The sequence below is a fragment of the Embleya sp. NPDC059237 genome (assembly GCF_042754105.1).
In the GTDB taxonomy this organism is placed as follows: Bacteria; Actinomycetota; Actinomycetes; order Streptomycetales; family Streptomycetaceae; genus Embleya.
The window spans coordinates 14,148-31,910 of record NZ_JBHZAE010000007.1 but is presented as its reverse complement, the minus strand read 5'-3'; the positions used below and the strand labels follow the sequence as shown (position 1 = coordinate 31,910).

Below are 17,763 nucleotides of genomic sequence, written 5' to 3'. Positions count from 1 at the left end.
GACGGCCATGAGTGACAAGGCACCCGCACAGGTCGCGGTGCCCGAGAAGACAAAGCCGACGCCCGCGCGCGAGACGCGCGGGCTCGGTTCGGGCACCCTGCTCGGCTGGCTGTTCCTGCTGCCGGCCGTCGTCATGCTCGCCGTCCTGGTCGCCTATCCGATTGTGTGGTCGCTGATCCGCAGCCTGTTCGGCGCGGACGGCTGGTCGGACTTCGTGGGGATCGACAACTACAAGGAACTGTTCACCGACGACAACACGTTCACCGCGCTGAAGAACAACCTGATCTGGGTCCTGGTGGTGCCCGCCGCGGTCACCGCACTCGGCCTGGTCTTCGCGGTGCTCACCGAACGGGTGCGCTTCGCCACCGCGTTCAAGCTGATCGTGTTCATGCCGATGGCGGTGTCCATGCTGGCCGCCGGCATCACCTTTCGGCTGGTGTACGACCGCGACCCGGACCAGGGTGTGGCCAACGCGGTGCTGACCAGCGTGCACGACGTGTTCAGCGAGGGCGCGCCCTATCCCGGCGCCCGGCCGCGCAACGACGCCGTACTCACCCCCCAGGGCGGCGGCTTCGTGACCAAGGCCGGCACCGCGGCCGACGGCACCGCGCTGCTGCCGCTGGTGGCGCTGCCCGCGAACAAGATCCCCGGCGACGCGCAGAACGCCCGGCCCGGCGTGCCGCCCGCCGGCGGCCTGGGTGGTGTGGTCTGGGTCGACTTCAGCAAGGGCAACGCTGGCAAACCCGGCGTGGTCGACCCGGGCGAGAAGGGGCTGCCGGGCGTGAAGGTGGAGGCGGTCCGGGGCGGACACACCGTCGCGAGCGCGACCACCGGCAAGGACGGCTCGTTCACCCTGCCCGCGTCCGCCGCCAAGGACGGCCCGGTGCAACTGCGCCTGGCCGCGTCCAACTTCGCCAAGTCGTTCGCCGGCTACGACTGGCTCGGGCCGAACCTGATCACCGCCGCGATCATCGGCGCCTACATCTGGATGTGGGCCGGCTTCGCGATGGTGCTGATCGCCGCGGGCCTGGCCGCGATCCCCCGGGACGCGCTGGAGGCGGCCCGGGTGGACGGCGCGACCGAGTGGCAGGTCTTCCGCCGGGTCACCATCCCGCTGCTCGCGCCGGTGCTCGTGGTGGTGATGGTCACCCTGGTGATCAACGTGCTGAAGATCTTCGACCTGGTGTACATCATCTCGCTGGGCTCGTCGCAAAAGGAGGCCAACGTCCTGGCCCTGCAGATGTACATCGCCTCCTTCGGCGGCGGCAACAACCAGGGCCTGGGCAGTGCCATCGGCATCCTGCTGTTCCTGCTGGTGCTGCCGGCGATGTTGTTCAACATCCGTCGCTTCCGAAGGGAGAACCGGTGAGCGCGCCCGCGGCCCCCGACCTGACGAAGCCCGCCCCGCCGCAACGACCGGAGATGGGGATCAAGCGCGGCCTCGCCTCGCGGATCGTCGGCCGCACCGGCGGCGGCCTGGCGGCGGTCCTGCTGGCACTGATCGCGCTGTTTTGGCTGATGCCCACGTTCGGCCTGCTGGTGTCCTCGCTGCGCGATCCGCAGGAGATGAGCAAGTCCGGGTGGTGGAAGGTGCTCGGCAAGCCGAGCGACCTGACCTTCTCGAACTACGACAAGCTGCTCGACAACAAGGACATGACCCGGGCGTTCCTCAACACGATCTGGATCACCGTGCCCAGCACGCTGCTGGTGATCCTGATCGGTTCGCTCGCCGCCTACGCCTTCGCCTGGCTGGAATTCCCCGGTCGGGACTGGCTGTTCCTGGTCGTGGTCGGGCTGCTCGTGGTGCCGGTGCAGGTGGCGCTGATCCCGATCTCGAAGTTGTACGGGGACACCGGGCTCTTCGGCACGATCACCGGGGTGGTGCTCTTCCACGTCGCCTTCGGCCTGCCGTTCGCGGTGTTCCTGCTCCGCAACTACTTCGCGGGCATTCCGCGCGATCTGCTCGAGGCCGCGCGGATGGACGGCGGTACGGATCTGACCATCTTCTTCCGGGTCATCCTGCCGCTGGGGCTGCCCGCGATCGCCTCGCTCGGCATCTTCCAGTTCCTGTGGGTGTGGAACGACATGCTGATCGCGCTGATCTACGCGGACACCGAATCGGCGCCGCTGACGGTGGCCCTGCAGTCGCAGTCCCGGGCGTTCGGTGCCAACATCGACGTGCTGGCCCCCGGCGCGTTCCTGTCGCTGATCGTCCCGGTGCTCGTGTTCTTCGGCTTCCAGCGCTACTTCGTGCAGGGCGTGATGGCGGGCGCCGTGAAGTAGTCGACCGGTGCGCGACGGCCGCGGGGCGGCCCGGTGACTTCCGGGCAACCGCCTCGCGGCCTCGGCGTTTCGTGCCGGACTCGTTACGGATACCGCCGTCGGGAACGCGATTCCGTGTGGCATCGTCCGAAGGCGTAGGGTGCCACCCCTGTTGCGGAACCGGTTCGGGGGCGCATCAAACGGGGGGCAAAACGTCATTTCGGGGGAACAATGAGGGGAAGTCGTCGGATCGGTTTTCTCCGCACGCTGCTGATCGCGTTGGCCGTCGAGACACTGCTGATGAGCGTGGGCGCGGGCACCCTGGCGGTGATGTCGTTCGCGGTGCGCGACGACCGCAAGAGCCTGGAGGGGCTGGGCGATCTGCTGCTGGTCGCGTCGGTGTTGTGCGCGGGCATCGCCGTGATGTGCGGTTTCGGCGTGGTCGGAGTGCGCGACGCGCTGCGGCGCGGCACCGGCGCGCTGGGACGTGCGGCCGCGGTGGGCCTGATCCACGTGTTCGTCGCGCTGGTGGCGATACTGATGGCCTGCCCGACGTGGTCGATCCTGGTGGCCGGTGTGCCGGCGGTGGTCTATCTGCCGTGCTGGTGGGCCGTGCGCGAGCGCAGCCGACACGAACTGCTCATGCTCGAACCATAGAAGGCTCGCGGAACACACGCACCACAGGCCGCCGGCCCGGAACCCCTCGGGGTTCCGGGCCGGCGGTCGTTCGCGTCGGTCAGCTCTTGGCGCCCGTACGCAGCAGCGTGCGAATCACCCGCATGGCGACCGACAACGTCGCCAGGTCGTAGCTCTCCGCCTCCTGCAACTCCTCCAGCGTGGACCGCGCCCGCACCAGCACCGGCGCGTTCTTGTGCTCCCACGCCTTGAACCGCAGCTCCGGGGTGTCCTGCGGCTCGCCGGAGGCGAGCACGTCGGCGGTGAGCCCGGCCTGCGCCGCGTACAGGTCCTCGCGCAGCGAGGCCCGCGCCATCGACTTCCACCGGTCGCTGCGCGGCAGTTCGATGATCCGGTCGAGCAGGTGCGCGATCGGCAGCCGGTCGGCGATGTCGAAGTACACCTGGGCGACGTCGACCACACCGCGATCGGATTCGGTCGCCACCTCGACGATGTCCAGGGCCGCGTACGCCGAGGACATCCCGGCCACCGCGGTGGCCAGTTCGGTGGGCACGCCCGCCGCGGTGAACTGCTCGTACAGCCCGTCCATCCAGGCCAGGTCCGAGCCGCGCAGCACCTTGGGCAGGTGTGCGACCACCTCGGCCACGCCGTCGCGGAACAGCTCCACCTGCGCGGCGATGTCGATCTCGCGCCGGCTGCCCAGGAACCAGCGGGTGGCCCGCTCGATCAGTCGCCGGCTGTGCAGCCGCAGGGTGGTCTGCATCTCGGCCGGGACCTTGTTGTCCAGTGCCGCGATGGCGCCCATGATCCGGTCCGCGCCGAAGATCTCCCGCGCGGTGATGTGCGCCCGGGCGACCTCCTCCGCCGACGCGCCGGTCTCCTCGCGCATGCGGAACATGAACGTGATGCCCGCGAGGTTGACCACCTCGTTCACCACGACGGTGGTGATGATGTCCCGGCGCAGCGGGTGCCGGTCCATCTGCTCGACGAACCTCGCCCGCAGCGCGCTCGGGAAGTAGCGGTACAACTCCCGGGCCAGGAACGGGTCGTCGGGCAGGTCGGAGGCGATCAGGTCCTGGGCCATCACGATCTTCGTGTAGGCCAGGAGCACGGCCAGTTCGGGCTGGGTCATCGCCTGCCCGTTCTGCTGCCGCTCGCGGAGCTGACGATCCGTCGGCAGGAACTCGATCTCCCGGTCGAGGTGCCCGTCGCGGACCATCCGGCGCATGTACCGCATGTGCACGTGCAGCAGGCTGGATGCCTGTGCCACCGCGTTGGCCAGCGCCCAGTTCTGGCCGTAGTTGGCGGCCAGGACCAGGTGGCCGACCTCGTCGGTCATCTGCGCGAGCAGTTCGTTGCGCTGCTTGCCGGTCATGTCGCCGGCGGCGGTGACCTGGTTGAGCAGGATCTTGATGTTCACCTCGTGGTCCGAGGTGTCCACGCCCGCCGAGTTGTCGATCGCGTCGGTGTTGATCCGGCCGCCCGCGAGTGCGAACTCGACCCGGCCCAGCTGGGTGCAGCCCAGGTTGCCGCCCTCGCCGACGACCTTGACCCGCAGGTCGGCGCCGTTGACCCGGATGGCGTCGTTGGCCTTGTCGCCGACGTCGGCGTGCGACTCGCCGCTGGACTTGATGTAGGTGCCGATGCCGCCGTTCCAGAACAGGTCCGCGGGGGCCTGCAGGATCGCCTTCATCAACTCGGCCGGGGTGAGCCGCACAAGCCCCTCGCGCAGCCCGAGGGCCTCGCGCACCTGCGCGCTGATCGGCACCGACTTCGCGGTGCGCGGGTACACGCCGCCGCCGGCCGAGATCAGGCTCGTGTCGTAGTCCGCCCACGAGCTGCGCGGCAGGTCGAACAACCGGCGGCGCTCGGCGAAGGAGGCTGCCGCCTCCGGGTTCGGGTCCAGGAAGATGTGCCGGTGGTCGAACGCGGCGATCAGCCGGATGTGCTCGGACAGCAGCATGCCGTTGCCGAACACGTCGCCGGACATGTCGCCGATGCCGACGACGGTGAAGTCCTCGGTCTGGGTGTCGTGGCCCAACTCGCGGAAGTGCCGCTTGACCGACTCCCACGCGCCGCGGGCGGTGATGCCCATGCCCTTGTGGTCGTAGCCGGCCGAGCCGCCGGAGGCGAACGCGTCGCCGAGCCAGAACCCGTACGACTCGGCCACCGCATTGGCGATGTCGGAGAACGTCGCGGTGCCCTTGTCGGCGGCCACCACCAGGTAGGTGTCGTCGCCGTCGTGGCGCACCACGTCGGCCGGCGGCACGACCTCGCCGTCGACGAGGTTGTCGGTGATGTCGAGCAGGGCGCCGATGAAGGTGCGGTAGCAGGCGACGCCCTCGGCCAGCCAGGCCTCGCGGTCGCTCGGGTCGGGCAGTTGTTTGCAGACGAAGCCGCCCTTGGCGCCGACCGGCACGATCACCGTGTTCTTGACCATCTGCGCCTTGACCAGGCCCAGGATCTCGGTGCGGAAGTCCTCGCGCCGGTCGGACCAGCGCAGCCCGCCGCGCGCGACCGCGCCGAAGCGCAGGTGCACGCCCTCGACCCGGGGCGAGTAGACGAAGATCTCGAACCGGGGCCGCGGCGCCGGCAGGTCCGGGATCTGGAGCGGGTCGAACTTCAGCGAGAGGTAGTCGTGCGCCTCGCCGTCCTCGCGGTGCTGGAAGAAGTTGGTCCGCAGGGTGGCCTTGATCATCGCCAGGAAGGAGCGCAGGATGCGGTCCTCGTCCAGGCTGGCGACCTGGTCGAGCGCGCCCTCGATGGCCTCCACGATGCCGTCCACCAACTCGGTGCCGGCCTGCTGGTGGCCGGGCGAGAAGCGGGCCTCGAACAGGTTCACCAGGAGTCGGGTGGTGTGCGGGTTGGAGACGAGGACGCCCTCGATGTAGTCCTGCCCGAAGGTGACCCCGGCCTGCCGCTGGTACTTGGCGTAGGCGCGCAGCACCATCGCCTGGCGCCAGGTCAGCCCGGCCCGGAAGACCAGCGCGTTGAACCCGTCGTTCTCCGCGCGCCCGGTCCAGGTCGCCGAGAACGCGTCCTGGAACAGCTCCTTGACGTCCTCGGGCTGCCCGTACATCGCCGAGGCGTCGTAGCGCAGGCCGAAGTCGTACACCCACGCCACGGTGCCGTCGGCGCGGTGCAGCTCGTAGGGCCGCTCGTCGACGACCTCCAGACCCATCCGCTGCAGGATCGGCAACACCTCGGACAGCGAGACGTAGTCGCCGATGCGGTAGATCTTGAAGCGCCGCTCGCCCGGCAGTGCTCCTATCGGCTCGTACAGGTGGAGCGTGAAGTCCGCCTCGGGGGTCAGTTCCTCGACCCGCTTGAGGTCGGCGACCGCGGTCCGGGGCGGGAAGTCCGACTTGTACCCCTCGCTGAACGCGTGCGCGTAGCGGCGGGACAGTTCGGACGCGCTCTCCTCGCCGCATTCGGCGACGAGGGCCTCGCCGAAGTCGTCGATCCAGGAGCGGGTGGCCTCGGAGAGCAGGCGCTCGATGTAGTCCACGTCCGGGTCGCCGAGTTCGGCGCCGGTGGGCACCCGCACGGTGAAGTGCAGGCGGGCGAGCACGGACTCGGTGTTGCGCGCGGTGTAGTCGACGACGGAGCCGGCCAGCTCGGCGAGCAGGATGTCCTGCATCTTGAGCCGGATCTCGGTGGTGTAGCGGTCGCGCGGCAGGTAGACCAGGGCCGAGTAGAACCGGCCGTACTCGTCCTTGCGCAGGAACAGCCGCAACCGGCGCCGCTCCTGGAGGTAGAGCACGCTGATCACGATGTCGTGCAGTTCGTCGACGGCGATCTGGAACAGGTCGTCGCGCGGGTAGGTCTCCAGGATCTGCAGCAGGTCCCGGCCGTCGTGGCTGACCGGCGGGAAGCCGGCCTTGTCCAGGACCGCGTGCACCTTGCGGCGCACCACGGGGATGCGCTGCACGCTGTCGGTGTAGGCGGCGGAGCTGAACAGCCCCAGGAAGCGCCGCTCGCCGATCACGTTGCCGGCCGCGTCGAACTTCTTCACGCCGATGTAGTCGAGGTAGGCCGAGCGGTGCACGGTGGCCCGCGAGTTGGCCTTGGTGAGGATCAGCAGCTGTTTCTCCCGGGCCTTGGCCCGGGCCTGGGTGGACAGTCGGCTGAAGGACGCCGACAGGTCCTGGTCGGCGCGCAGGATGCCGAGCCCGGTGCCGGGCACCGCGCGCAGCACGTCCTCGTCGTTCTCGCAGACCAGGTCGTACTCGCGGTATCCCAGGAAGGTGAAGTGATCCTCGGAGAGCCAGCGCAGCAGCTCCCACGCCTCGCCGATCTCCTCCTCCGGCAGCGTCGCCGGCGGGTCGTTGGCGAGTTCGTCGGCCAGCCGCAGCGACGTGTCGCGCATCTTGGCCCAGTCCTCGACCACCTCGCGCACGTCGCTGATGATGCGCTGCAACCCGCTCTCCACCGCGCGCAGGTCCTCGCGGTCGGATTCGCGGTCGATCTCGATGTGCATCCAGGACTCGACGAGCGCGTCCTCGGGCACCCCGTGTGCGTCGGTGGTGTCCACGATCTCCAGCAGTTCGCCGGCGATGGTGCGCCGGACGATCAGCTGCGGGTGGATCACCACGTGGATGCTGCGTTCCTGGCGGGAGAGTTCGTTGGTGACCGAGTCCACCAGGAAGGGCATGTCGTCGGTGACCACCTCGACCACGGTGTGCCCCGACGCCCAGCCGTTCTCCTCCACCGTGGGCGTGTACGCCCGGACCCGCGCGGTGCCCTGGGGGCGCTGCGCCGCGAGTCGACAGTGCGAGATCGCCGCACCGTATACGTCGACCGGGTCGCGGTCGATCAGGTCGTCGGGTGCGGTGTGCCGGTAGTAGCGGGACAGGAGGACATCGAGGTCCACCCGGTTCGGGCCCTCGGGCCCGCCGCCTCCGTGCTGTGACGATGCCGCCCGTGCCGCGTCCGCCGCTCGGGCGAGAAGCTCCGCCTTCGCCTCGTCCAGCTTGCTCTGCATGATGCTGCCGCTCCTGTCGCGCGCCGTTGCGTGACCATTGCCGTCCCCGGGCGTGCCCGGCCGTGTACTGCCGGTACCCGCTTTGTCGCGAGTACCTGTTTCAGGCGACGTCGGCGCGTCGGTGGTGGTTCCGGGACTCCGTCGTCTCGGCCCGCGACCCGCACGGCGTCGCCGCATCGTCAGGCTACTCGCGTGGTCCTCGGCCGCCGAGAGGGGATCTCGGATCACCCTGTAAGTAATTTTCGGTTATGCCCGGACACCCCGTACCGCCCTTGCCCTGAGCCACGCGGTTCCGAAGCGCCGGCGATTGCCCATTGCCCCGGGGCGGACGCTCGGGGCACCGTGGTGCGGGAGCAACGACACGACGCGGGCGGACGAACTCGGTGGGGAGACGATCGTCATGGCCAAGAAGGTGCTGTTGATCACGGGCGACGCGGCGGAATCGCTCGAGGTGCTCTACCCGTACCAGCGGCTGCGCGAGGAGGGCTACGACGTGCACGTGGCCGGGCCCTCGCGCAAGAAGCTCAACTTCGTCGTGCACGACTTCGTCGACGGCTACGACACGTTCACCGAGAAGCCCGGCTACACGTGGCCGGCCGACTTCGCCTTCGTGGAGGTGCGGCCGGAGAACTACGTGGCCCTGGTGCTGCCGGGCGGCCGGGCCCCGGAGTACCTGCGCAACAACCCGGTGGTGCAGCGCATCGTGCGGCACTTCTTCGCGGCCGAGAAGCCGGTCGCGCAGATCTGCCACGGGCCGCTGGTCAGCGCCGCCGCGGGGGTGCTGAACGGGCGCCGCACCGCCGCCTACCCGGCGATCGCGCCGGACGTACGGGCGGCGGGCGCCACCTGGATGGACGGCGAGGCCGTCGTCGACGGCACCCTGGTCTCCGCCCGCGGCTGGGTCGACCACCCGGCCTGGATGCGCGAGTTCGTCCAGGTCCTGCGCGCCAAGGCACCGGCCTGAGCCCTGGGGCGTGCGCTCAGCCCATGTGCGGATAGCGGTAGTCGGTCGGCGGGTCGAACGTCTCCTTGATCGTGCGGGTGCTGGTCCAGCGCATCAGGTTCTGCATCGCGCCGGCCTTGTCGTTGGTGCCGGACGCCCGCGCGCCGCCGAACGGCTGCTGCCCCACCACCGCGCCGGTGGGCTTGTCGTTGAGGTAGAAATTGCCCGCCGCGAAGCGCAGGAAGTCGGTGCCGTGCGCCAGCGCGCGCCGATCGCGGGCGATCACCGAGCCGGTGAGCGCGTACGGCGCGGCCGACTCCATCTGCCGGAGCATCGTGTCCCAGTCGCGGTCCTCGTACACGTGCACGCCCAGGAACGGCCCGAAGTACTCGGTGGTGAACACCTCGTCCCACGGATCCTCGGCGAGCACCACGGTGGGCCGCACGAACCAGCCCACCGCGTCGTCGTAGGTCCCGCCCGCGAGCACCCGCAGGCCGTCGGCGGCGTGCGCCCGGTCGATCGCCGCCTTGAGCTTGGCGAACGCGCGCTCGTCGATCACCGCGCCCATGAAGTGGCTCAGGTCGGTCACGTCGCCCATCGACAACCCGTCCACCTCGGCCAGGAACGCGTCGCGGAACTCGCTCTCCCAGATCGAGCGCGGGATGTAGGCGCGCGACGCGGCCGAACACTTCTGGCCCTGGTACTCGAACGCGCCGCGCACCAGCGCGGTGCGCAACACGTCGTGGTCGGCACTGGGATGCGCGACCACGAAGTCCTTGCCGCCGGTCTCGCCGACGATCCTGGGATAGCCGTGGTAGGCGTCGAGGTTGTCGGCGATGCCCCGCCACAGGTGCTTGAAGGTCGCGGTGGACCCGGTGAAGTGCAGCCCCGCGAAGTCCGGGTCGGCCAGCGCCACGTCGGACACCGCCACGCCGTCGCCGTGCAGCAGGTTGATCACCCCCGGCGGCAGCCCGGCCGCCTCCAACAGCCGCATCAGGTGGTGCGCGGCCAGCGCCTGGGTGGGCGAGGGCTTCCACAACACCACGTTGCCCATCAGCGCGGGCGCGGTCGGCAGGTTGCCGGCGATGGCGGTGAAGTTGAACGGGGTGACCGCGTACACGAAGCCTTCCAGCGGCCGGTGGTCCAGCCGGTTCCACACCCCGGGGGAACTGATCGGCTGCTCGGCCAGGATCCGCCGGGCGAAGTCGACGTTGAACCGCCAGAAGTCGATCAGCTCGCACGGCGCGTCGATCTCCGCCTGCTGCACCGTCTTGCCCTGACCGAGCATCGTCGCGGCGGCGATGGTCTCGCGCCACGGCCCGGCGAGCAGGTCGGCCGCCTTGAGGATGATCGCCGCCCGGTCGTCGAAGTCGAGCGCGCGCCACCCGGGCGCGGCCTCCTTCGCCGCGGTCAGCGCGGCCCGCGCGTCGTCGTGGGTCGCGTTGGCGAGGGTGCCCAGTTCGCCCGCACGCCGATGCGGCTGGACCAACTGCACACGCTTGCCCGCGCCCATCCGGTGTTCGCCGCCGATGGTGTGCGGCAGGTCCACGGGTACGGCGGACAACTCGGCCAGCCGCTCCCGCAGGCGGTCCCGCTCGGGGCTGCCCGGCGCGTAGCCGTGGACGGGTTCGTTGCTCGGCCGGGGCACCCGGGTCACAGCATCCATGGATGCGCAGTGCCCACGAACCGGACAATCGATGCGCGAGGGTGGTCAGCGCACGTAGCCACGCGCGAGCTCGACCGCCTCGGCGAGCGAGTCCACCACGGGCACCCCGACCCCCTCCAGACCGGCCCGCGCGTGCGAGCCGCCCGCGTACAGCACCACGCGCGCGCCCACGTGCAGCGCCGCCGCCGCGTCGTCGGCGGCGTCGCCGATCAGCACCACGTCCGCCGGGTCCCGCTCCAGCGCGGCCAGGTGCCGCACCAGGTGCTCGGCCTTGCCGCCGCCCGGCGGACCCACCCGCCCGTCCACCCGGACGAACCGCTCCTCGATCCCGAACCGGCGCACGAACGGCATCAACGCCTCGTGCGCGGTCAGCGACAACAGCGACTGGGTACCGCCCTCGCGCTGCCAGGCATGCAGCAGCTCGTCCGCGCCGACGGCGAGTTCGCAGCGCGCGCTGTGCAGGGTGTAGACCTCCTGGAAGGCCTGGTCGAGACGGGTCCACTCGTCCGCGTCCGGGACCCGGCCGACGACCTTCTCGTAGAACTTCGGCACCGGCACGCAGTAGAGCTCCCGATAGCGCTCCAGCGTCATCGGCGGCAGTCCGATCAGCGCGAACGAGGCGTTGGTGGCCTCGATGATCGCGTCCAAGTCGTGGAACAGGGTGCTGTTCCAGTCCCAAACCAGGTGCGGATTCCGATTCGTCATGGACCTTGATTGTGCCCTGCCGGCCGTCACAGCAGGTCGGCCAGCTCCTGTGTCGCGAACCACAGCAGCTCGTGCTCCTCGGTGACCTCGATCAGCTCGTCGGTGAGCCCGCCCGCCAGCGCCGCGGCGACCGCCTCCTCCGCGTCGGCGGTGTCCATGTGCACCGCCGCGATCCGCTTGCGCGGCACACGCGCGTCGACCAGGACCGCGCCCGGGCCGTCCTGCGCCCGCTCGGCCACCAGCGCATCCGGCACGTCCGCCGCGAGCACGACCCGACGCACCGCGCCCGGCTCGGCCGCGAGCAACCGCAGCGAGCCCTCGGCGGCGCGGGTCAACGCGCCGTACTCCAACTCCTCCTCGTCGTCGCTCCCGTACCACGCGCGAAACGCCTCGGTGACGGCGTACGCCGGCAGCGGCGCCGACTCGATCCCGCCGGCGGCGTGCACCGCGGCCAGGCCGGCGGGCGTCGTAGGGATGAACACGCGCATCGGGCGACTCCAATCGAGTGAAATCCGGACACTCCTTCGGGGACGAAGGACGCCGAAACCGGGGCCGACCCGGCGCCACCACGCGTGAGTCGACGCGCGTCAGCGTAATCGCAGCGGTGACCAGACGAATGGTTGACCGCGGGGCGCCGGCCGGCTAGGAAGTGCCTGCACACGTCCCGGTCGGGGGAACGAGCGGGACGGGTGCGCCACAACGTCACATCCGCTTCACGGGGAGGACCCATGGTCCACACGAACACCGGCTCGCCACCACGTCTGTACGTGGTCCGAGCCCCCGCCGGCGAAACTCCCTTCGACACCGCGGCCGTCGCCGAGGTGATCCCGCTGCGCCCACCGGGCCGGATCACCCCCCTCACCCACGGCAACCTGGCCCACGCCCCGCACCCACTGCCCCACCCCGAACACGGATCCGACTCCCGGCCGGGCTCCCGGCTCGCGCCGCGACCCAACCCGCGGCCCGCGCTGCGCCTGGTCCCCGCCCTGGCCGAACCGGACCCGGCCGAGGCCCGGCTGCGCTCCCAACGGCTGGCCCACGCGCTGGCCGAGATCGCCTCGGGCCGACGCGCACTCGCCCAGCTGCGCCCGTACGCCTCCGCACCCGTCTACGGCACCACACAACACCTGATCCGCCGCCTCGCCGCCCGCCGAGTCGGACACCTACGGGTGGAGTCCTGCGGCGGCCACGCCCCCGCCGAAGGCATCGCCGAGGGCTACGCCCGCCTACGCGCCCCCTCGTGGGTCCTCACCGTCGCCTTCCGCCTGGAACGCGACGCCCCCACCCGCCACCCCACCAACACCTGGCTCTGCACAGCCCTGGAACACGACGAACTGGCCTGAAAAGGGTGAGGGCCCGAACCAACAGGTCCGGACCCTCACCCACGCACTATCGCCCCACCAGACCCATCAGGCGCAAAGCGGACCTCGCCGTACGCGAGGCCCGCGGCCCGGTGCGCGAGGCCGACGCGCGGGGCGCGGGGCGCGGAGCCCGGGCGCGGGGCGCGGGCCCCGGGGCGCGAGGCCGAGGCGCGGGGCCGAGGCGCGGAGCCCGGGGCCGAGGCCGACGCGCGGGGCGGGCTCGCGGGGCCCGGGGCGGGGCTCGCGGGGCGCGCGGCCCGGGGCGCGGGCCCTCAAGCCCTATGCCAGCAAACTCCAGCCCGTCCGGCGCTTGAGGACAGCAGGCCGCAGGCCGCCAAAGCCCGACCGAGGCCACCATCCACAACCACCGCCAACAGCGCCCCCTCAGCCCGTCCGGCGCTTGAGGACCGGCGGGCCGCCGGCCGGCCAAACCGACCTACGACACCGCTCACGACCACCGCCAACCGGCGTCCCCTCAGCCCGTCCGGCGCATGAGGACCCGCCTACTTCTTCTTCCGCTTCGCCCGCTGCGCCCGCCGCCGCTCGGCCCGCGTCGCGCCCTCCTCGACCTCGTCCGCGTCCTCGTCGAAGTTCTCCTCGGAGGTGATCACACCACCCTCGCCGTCGATCGTGGGCGCGCTGTACTGCAGGTGCGCCGGCCGCTGGGGCGCGTCCAGGCCCTTCGCGTGGATCTCCGGCAGCGGCGCGGCCTTGTCGATCGAGATGCTCGGCGCCTCCGGCACCTGCTCGATCTCGACCTCGACGTTGAAGAGGTAGCCGACCGACTCCTCCTTGATGCCCTCCATCATGGCGTTGAACATGTCGAAGCCCTCGCGCTGGTACTCCACCAGCGGGTCGCGCTGCGCCATCGCCCGCAGGCCGATGCCCTCCTGGAGGTAGTCCATCTCGTACAGGTGCTCGCGCCACCGGCGGTCCAGCACCGACAGGATGACCCGCCGCTCCAGCTCGCGCATGACCTCCTCGCCCAGCTTCTCCTCACGCAGCGCGTAGGCGGCCTGGGCGTCGGCCCGGAGCAGTTCGACCAGCTGCTCGGTGTCCAGCTCCGAGCGGTCGCCGAACTCCTCCTCGACCTCCTCGATCGTGATGCTGACCGGGTACAGCCGCTTGAGGTTGGCCCACAACTTCTCGAGGTCCCACTCCTCCGCGAAGCCCTCGGTCGCACCGTGCACGTACGCCTCGACGGTGTCGTCGATGAAGTGCCCGATCTGCTCCTGCAGGTTCTCCCCCGCGAGCACCCGGCGGCGCTCGCCGTAGATCACCTCGCGCTGCCGGTTCAGCACCTCGTCGTACTTGAGCACGTTCTTGCGGATCTCGAAGTTCTGCTGCTCGACCTGGGTCTGCGCGGACTTGATCGCGTTCGAGACCATCTTCGACTCGATCGGCTGGTCCTCGGGCACGTTGGCCAGGGTCAGCACCCGCTCGACGATGTTGGCCTTGAACAGGCGCATCAGGTCGTCGCCCAGCGACAGGTAGAACCGCGACTCACCCGGGTCGCCCTGGCGCCCGGAACGACCGCGCAGCTGGTTGTCGATCCGGCGGGACTCGTGCCGCTCGGTGCCGAGCACGTACAGCCCGCCGAGGTCGGAGACCTCCTCGTGCTCCGCCTTGACCGCCTTCTTGGCCTTCTCCAGCGCCTCCGGCCAGGCCGCCTCGTACTCCTCCGGCGTCTCGGTCGGGGTCAGCCCGCGCTGCGCGAGTTCGGCCGCGGCGAGGTGGTCCGGGTTGCCGCCGAGCATGATGTCGGTGCCTCGGCCGGCCATGTTGGTGGCCACCGTGACCGCGCCCTTGCGGCCGGCCTGCGCGACGATCTGCGCCTCGCGCTCGTGGTGCTTGGCGTTCAGCACCTCGTGCGGCACGCCACGCTTGCGCAGCTGGGCCGACAGGTATTCGGACTTCTCCACGCTGGTGGTGCCGACCAGGACCGGCTGGCCCTTCTCGTGCTTTTGCGTGATGTCCTCGACCACCGCGTTGAACTTGGCCTCCTCGGTCTTGTACACGAGGTCGGACTGGTCCACGCGCTGCACCGAACGGTGGGTGGGGATGGGCACCACGCCGAGCTTGTAGATCTGGTGGAACTCGGCGGCCTCGGTCATCGCGGTACCGGTCATGCCGCCGAGCTTCTTGTACAGGCGGAAGAAGTTCTGGAGGGTGACGGTGGCAAGGGTCTGGTTCTCGTCCTTGATGTCCACCCCCTCCTTGGCCTCGATCGCCTGGTGCATGCCCTCGTTGTAGCGGCGACCGGCGAGGATGCGGCCGGTGTGCTCGTCGACGATCAGCACCTCGCCGTCCACGACGACGTACTCCTTGTCCCGCTTGTACAGCTCCTTCGCCTTGATGGCGTTGTTCAGGTAGCCGACCAGCGGGGTGTTGACCGCCTCGTAGAGGTTGTCGATGCCCAGGTAGTCCTCGACCCGGGCGACGCCGGACTCGTGGATGGCGACGGTGCGCTTCTTCTCGTCGACGTCGTAGTCGCCGGTCTCCTCGATGCCCTTGAGCGGGTTCGCGGCCTCGCCGCGCTTGAGCCGCTTGACCATGGTCGCGAAGTCGGCGTACCACTTCGTGGCCTGGTCGGCCGGGCCGGAGATGATCAGCGGGGTGCGGGCCTCGTCGACGAGGATCGAGTCGACCTCGTCGACCACGGCGAAGAAGTGGCCGCGCTGCACCAGCTCGTCGGCCGACCACGCCATGTTGTCGCGCAGGTAGTCGAAGCCGAACTCGTTGTTGGTGCCGTACGTGATGTCGTAGCCGTACGCCTTGCGCCGCTCGTGCGGGGGCATGTTGGCCAGGATGCAGCCCACGGTCAGACCGAGGAAGCGGTGCACGCGACCCATCCACTCCGAGTCGCGCTCGGCGAGGTAGTCGTTGACCGTCACCACGTGCACACCCTCGCCGGCGATGGCGTTGAGGTAGGCGGGCAGGGTGGACACCAGGGTCTTGCCCTCGCCGGTGCGCATCTCGGCGATGTTGCCCAGGTGCAGCGCGGCACCGCCCATCAGCTGCACCTTGTAGTGCCGCTGACCGAGCGTGCGGCGCGCGGCCTCGCGCACCGTGGCGAAGGCTTCCGGAAGCAGGTCGTCGAGGGATTCCCCATCGGCGTAGCGCTGCTTGTACTCGTCCGTCAGCGCGCGCAGCTCGGCGTCGGAGAGGTCCTTGAAGTCGTCTTCGATCGACTCGATCTGATCTGCGATGCGGTTGAGCTTGCGCAGGATTTTGCCCTCGCCGGCGCGCAGGACCTTGTCGAAGATAGACACGCTGGATGAGCTCCTTGCCCGACGGCGCCCGCCCGCCTTTCGGACGTGACGGCACGGCGGGGCCCGTCCCGCCGATACGGCCATCGTATGCGAGGAGGCAAGCCCGATCGAGCCTCGCGGGCCGGCACAGTGACCGGCATGGAACCTGTGGAGATCGCGGCGGGACGCTTTCAGCTCCGGCCCTGGAACGAACACGACGTCGACGTGATCGCCGGCGCGCTCGCCGACGAGCTGATCGCGCACCGCCCACCGGTGCCCGAGGACGAGGATCCACACGCGTGGCTGGCCGCGCGCGAGCAGCGATGGGCGAGCGGCGAGGGGCCGTCGTTCGCGGTGATGGACGCGGTGAGCGGCGAGGTCCACGGCCATGTGGCGCTGTGGAAGGTGTCGCCGCAGTGGCGCACGGCCGAGGTCGGCTACTGGACGCTGAAGTCCGCGCGCGGTCGCGGGGTCGCCCGGCACGGGGTCGGCGCGCTCACCCGCTGGGCGTTCGGCGCGCTGGATCTGCATCGCCTGGAACTGCGCCACGCGGTGGCCAACTCCGCCTCGTGCGCGGTCGCGAACGCGTCGGGATATGCACTCGAAGGAGTACTGCGGGGCTGCCTCACCGGCTTCGGCGAGGAGTTCACCGACGTACATCTGCACGCCCGGCTCGCCACGGACACCTGATGCGAACATACGTTCTAAGGTGGCGGCCATGACCTCACAGCCGACCTTCACGCCGGACGCCGAGCTGACCGCCGACGAGGCCCGCCGCATCGTGCTGGCCGCGCAGGGCCTGCTGGGTGCCCCCGATCGCCGGGCGGGCGTGCTCGGCGTGCTGCACTCGCTGGGCGCGGTACAACTCGACACCATCTCCACACTGGCCCGCTCACACGAGCTGGTGCCCTACTCCCGGCTCGGCCCGGTCGGCCGCTCCACCGTCGAGAGCGCCTACTGGTCCGGCGAGACCGCGTTCGAATACTGGTCGCACGCGGCGTGTGTGCTGCCGATGTCGACGTGGCCGGACTTCGCCTTCCGCCGCCGGCACTACCGAGGCCGCGGCCGGCTGTGGGGTCATCAGGTGTCGAAGGAGTCGTTCGACACCGTCCTGAAACGCCTGCGCGCCGAGGGCCCGCTCACCGCGACCGCGCTGGGCGGGGCCAAGAACAAGGGCGAGTGGTGGGACTGGAGCGAGACCAAGATCGCCGTCGAGCGCGCGCTGGCCTTCGGCGACGTGGTCTGCGTGCGCCGCAACGGCTGGAAGCGGGTGTACGACCTGCCGGAACGTGTGGTCCCGGCGGCCCTGCTCGCCGAGGAGCCCGACGACGCGGAGTGCCTGCGCCGCCTGGTGCGCCTGGCCGGCCGACAGCTCGGCGTGGCCACCCGGGCCGACCTGATGGACCAGTACCGGCTGACCCGGGCCCAGGTCGACGCCGCCCTGCCCGGCAGCGGCCTGGTCCCGGTTGCGGTCGCGGGCTGGGGCGAACGGGCCGCCCGCGAGGGCGCGTGGGCCGACCCCGACGCGCTCGCCGCACCGCCGCGTGGGCGTCATCGCGCCACGCTGTTGTCGCCGTTCGACTCGCTGGTGTGGGATCGCCCGCGCACCGCCCGGGTGTTCGGCGGCTTCGAACACCGCCTGGAGGCGTACGTGCCCGCCGCCAAGCGGGTGCACGGCTACTTCGTGACGCCGATCCTGGCGGGCGGGCGGCTGGTCGGCCGGGTGGACCCGGCCCGGGAGGGACGCACCCTGGTGGCCCGGCGCATGTCCTTCGAGGCCGGCGCCGCGGTCGGCGAGCGGGTGCTGGTCGGCGCGGCCGACGCGCTGCGCGCGGCCGCCGGGTGGGTGGGGTGCGACGACGTACGGATCGAGGCGCTGGACCACGAGAGCACCCGCGCGCGGCTGACCGCGCTGCTCGCGGGCTGACCGGCCGGGATCGGCCGGGCGTCCGCGT

The 17,763-nt window shown here is 70.6% G+C and carries 12 protein-coding genes; 7 read left to right on the top strand and 5 right to left on the bottom strand.

The features are described 5' to 3' along the window. Positions 1–7 precede the first annotated feature (7 nt). From ACFXKZ_RS22370 to ACFXKZ_RS22360, 3 genes are all read left to right on the top strand, one after another. Positions 8–1,369, top strand: coding sequence for an ABC transporter permease subunit (locus tag ACFXKZ_RS22370; RefSeq protein ID WP_380002694.1), 1,362 nt, complete (start codon positions 8–10; stop codon positions 1,367–1,369). A 53-nt stretch (positions 1,370–1,422) separates the two neighbouring features. After that, positions 1,423–2,283, top strand: coding sequence for a carbohydrate ABC transporter permease (locus tag ACFXKZ_RS22365; protein WP_380003143.1), 861 nt, complete (start codon positions 1,423–1,425; stop codon positions 2,281–2,283). Positions 2,284–2,493: 210 nt separating this feature from the next. Further along, complete coding sequence (locus tag ACFXKZ_RS22360) at positions 2,494–2,919, top strand: hypothetical protein (RefSeq protein ID WP_380002693.1); 426 nt, start codon at positions 2,494–2,496, stop codon at positions 2,917–2,919. Between the two features lie 79 nt (positions 2,920–2,998). On the opposite strand, the gene ACFXKZ_RS22355 is transcribed toward ACFXKZ_RS22360, so the two are convergent. Next, positions 2,999–7,882, bottom strand: a complete 4,884-nt coding sequence (locus ACFXKZ_RS22355; RefSeq protein WP_380002692.1) for an NAD-glutamate dehydrogenase — start codon at positions 7,880–7,882, stop codon at positions 2,999–3,001. A 400-nt stretch (positions 7,883–8,282) separates the two neighbouring features. On the opposite strand from ACFXKZ_RS22355, the gene ACFXKZ_RS22350 reads away from it, so the two are divergent. Beyond that, the gene (locus ACFXKZ_RS22350) at positions 8,283–8,846 is read left to right on the top strand and encodes a DJ-1/PfpI family protein (protein ID WP_380002691.1); all 564 of its coding nucleotides are present in this window, start codon (positions 8,283–8,285) and stop codon (positions 8,844–8,846) included. Positions 8,847–8,862: 16 nt separating this feature from the next. Here the strand turns inward: ACFXKZ_RS22350 and pruA are convergent, their stop codons facing one another. From pruA to ACFXKZ_RS22335, 3 genes are read right to left on the bottom strand one after another with little or no spacing between them, the layout of a single operon-like run. Continuing rightward, positions 8,863–10,491, bottom strand: a complete 1,629-nt coding sequence (gene pruA, locus ACFXKZ_RS22345) for an L-glutamate gamma-semialdehyde dehydrogenase (protein WP_380002690.1) — start codon at positions 10,489–10,491, stop codon at positions 8,863–8,865. A gap of 45 nt (positions 10,492–10,536) precedes the next feature. After that, positions 10,537–11,196: an HAD family hydrolase gene (locus ACFXKZ_RS22340; protein WP_380002689.1), complete on the bottom strand. Its 660-nt coding sequence runs from the start codon at positions 11,194–11,196 to the stop codon at positions 10,537–10,539. 26 nt (positions 11,197–11,222) lie between these two features. Next, on the bottom strand, positions 11,223–11,684 hold the full coding sequence (locus tag ACFXKZ_RS22335) for a DUF6912 family protein (protein ID WP_380002688.1): 462 nt from the start codon (positions 11,682–11,684) through the stop codon (positions 11,223–11,225). Positions 11,685–11,924: 240 nt separating this feature from the next. On the opposite strand from ACFXKZ_RS22335, the gene ACFXKZ_RS22330 reads away from it, so the two are divergent. Continuing rightward, positions 11,925–12,539 (top strand): Rv3235 family protein, encoded by a 615-nt coding sequence (locus ACFXKZ_RS22330; RefSeq protein ID WP_380002687.1) that lies wholly within the window; start codon positions 11,925–11,927, stop codon positions 12,537–12,539. A gap of 521 nt (positions 12,540–13,060) precedes the next feature. On the opposite strand, the gene secA is transcribed toward ACFXKZ_RS22330, so the two are convergent. Beyond that, the gene (secA, locus tag ACFXKZ_RS22325; RefSeq protein ID WP_380002686.1) at positions 13,061–15,829 is read right to left on the bottom strand and encodes a preprotein translocase subunit SecA; all 2,769 of its coding nucleotides are present in this window, start codon (positions 15,827–15,829) and stop codon (positions 13,061–13,063) included. Between the two features lie 138 nt (positions 15,830–15,967). On the opposite strand from secA, the gene ACFXKZ_RS22320 reads away from it, so the two are divergent. Continuing rightward, complete coding sequence (locus tag ACFXKZ_RS22320) at positions 15,968–16,498, top strand: GNAT family N-acetyltransferase (RefSeq protein WP_380002685.1); 531 nt, start codon at positions 15,968–15,970, stop codon at positions 16,496–16,498. A gap of 28 nt (positions 16,499–16,526) precedes the next feature. After that, entirely contained in the window at positions 16,527–17,735 is a 1,209-nt protein-coding gene (locus tag ACFXKZ_RS22315) for a winged helix-turn-helix domain-containing protein (protein ID WP_380002684.1), read from the top strand. The last annotated feature ends 28 nt before the right edge of the window (positions 17,736–17,763 follow it).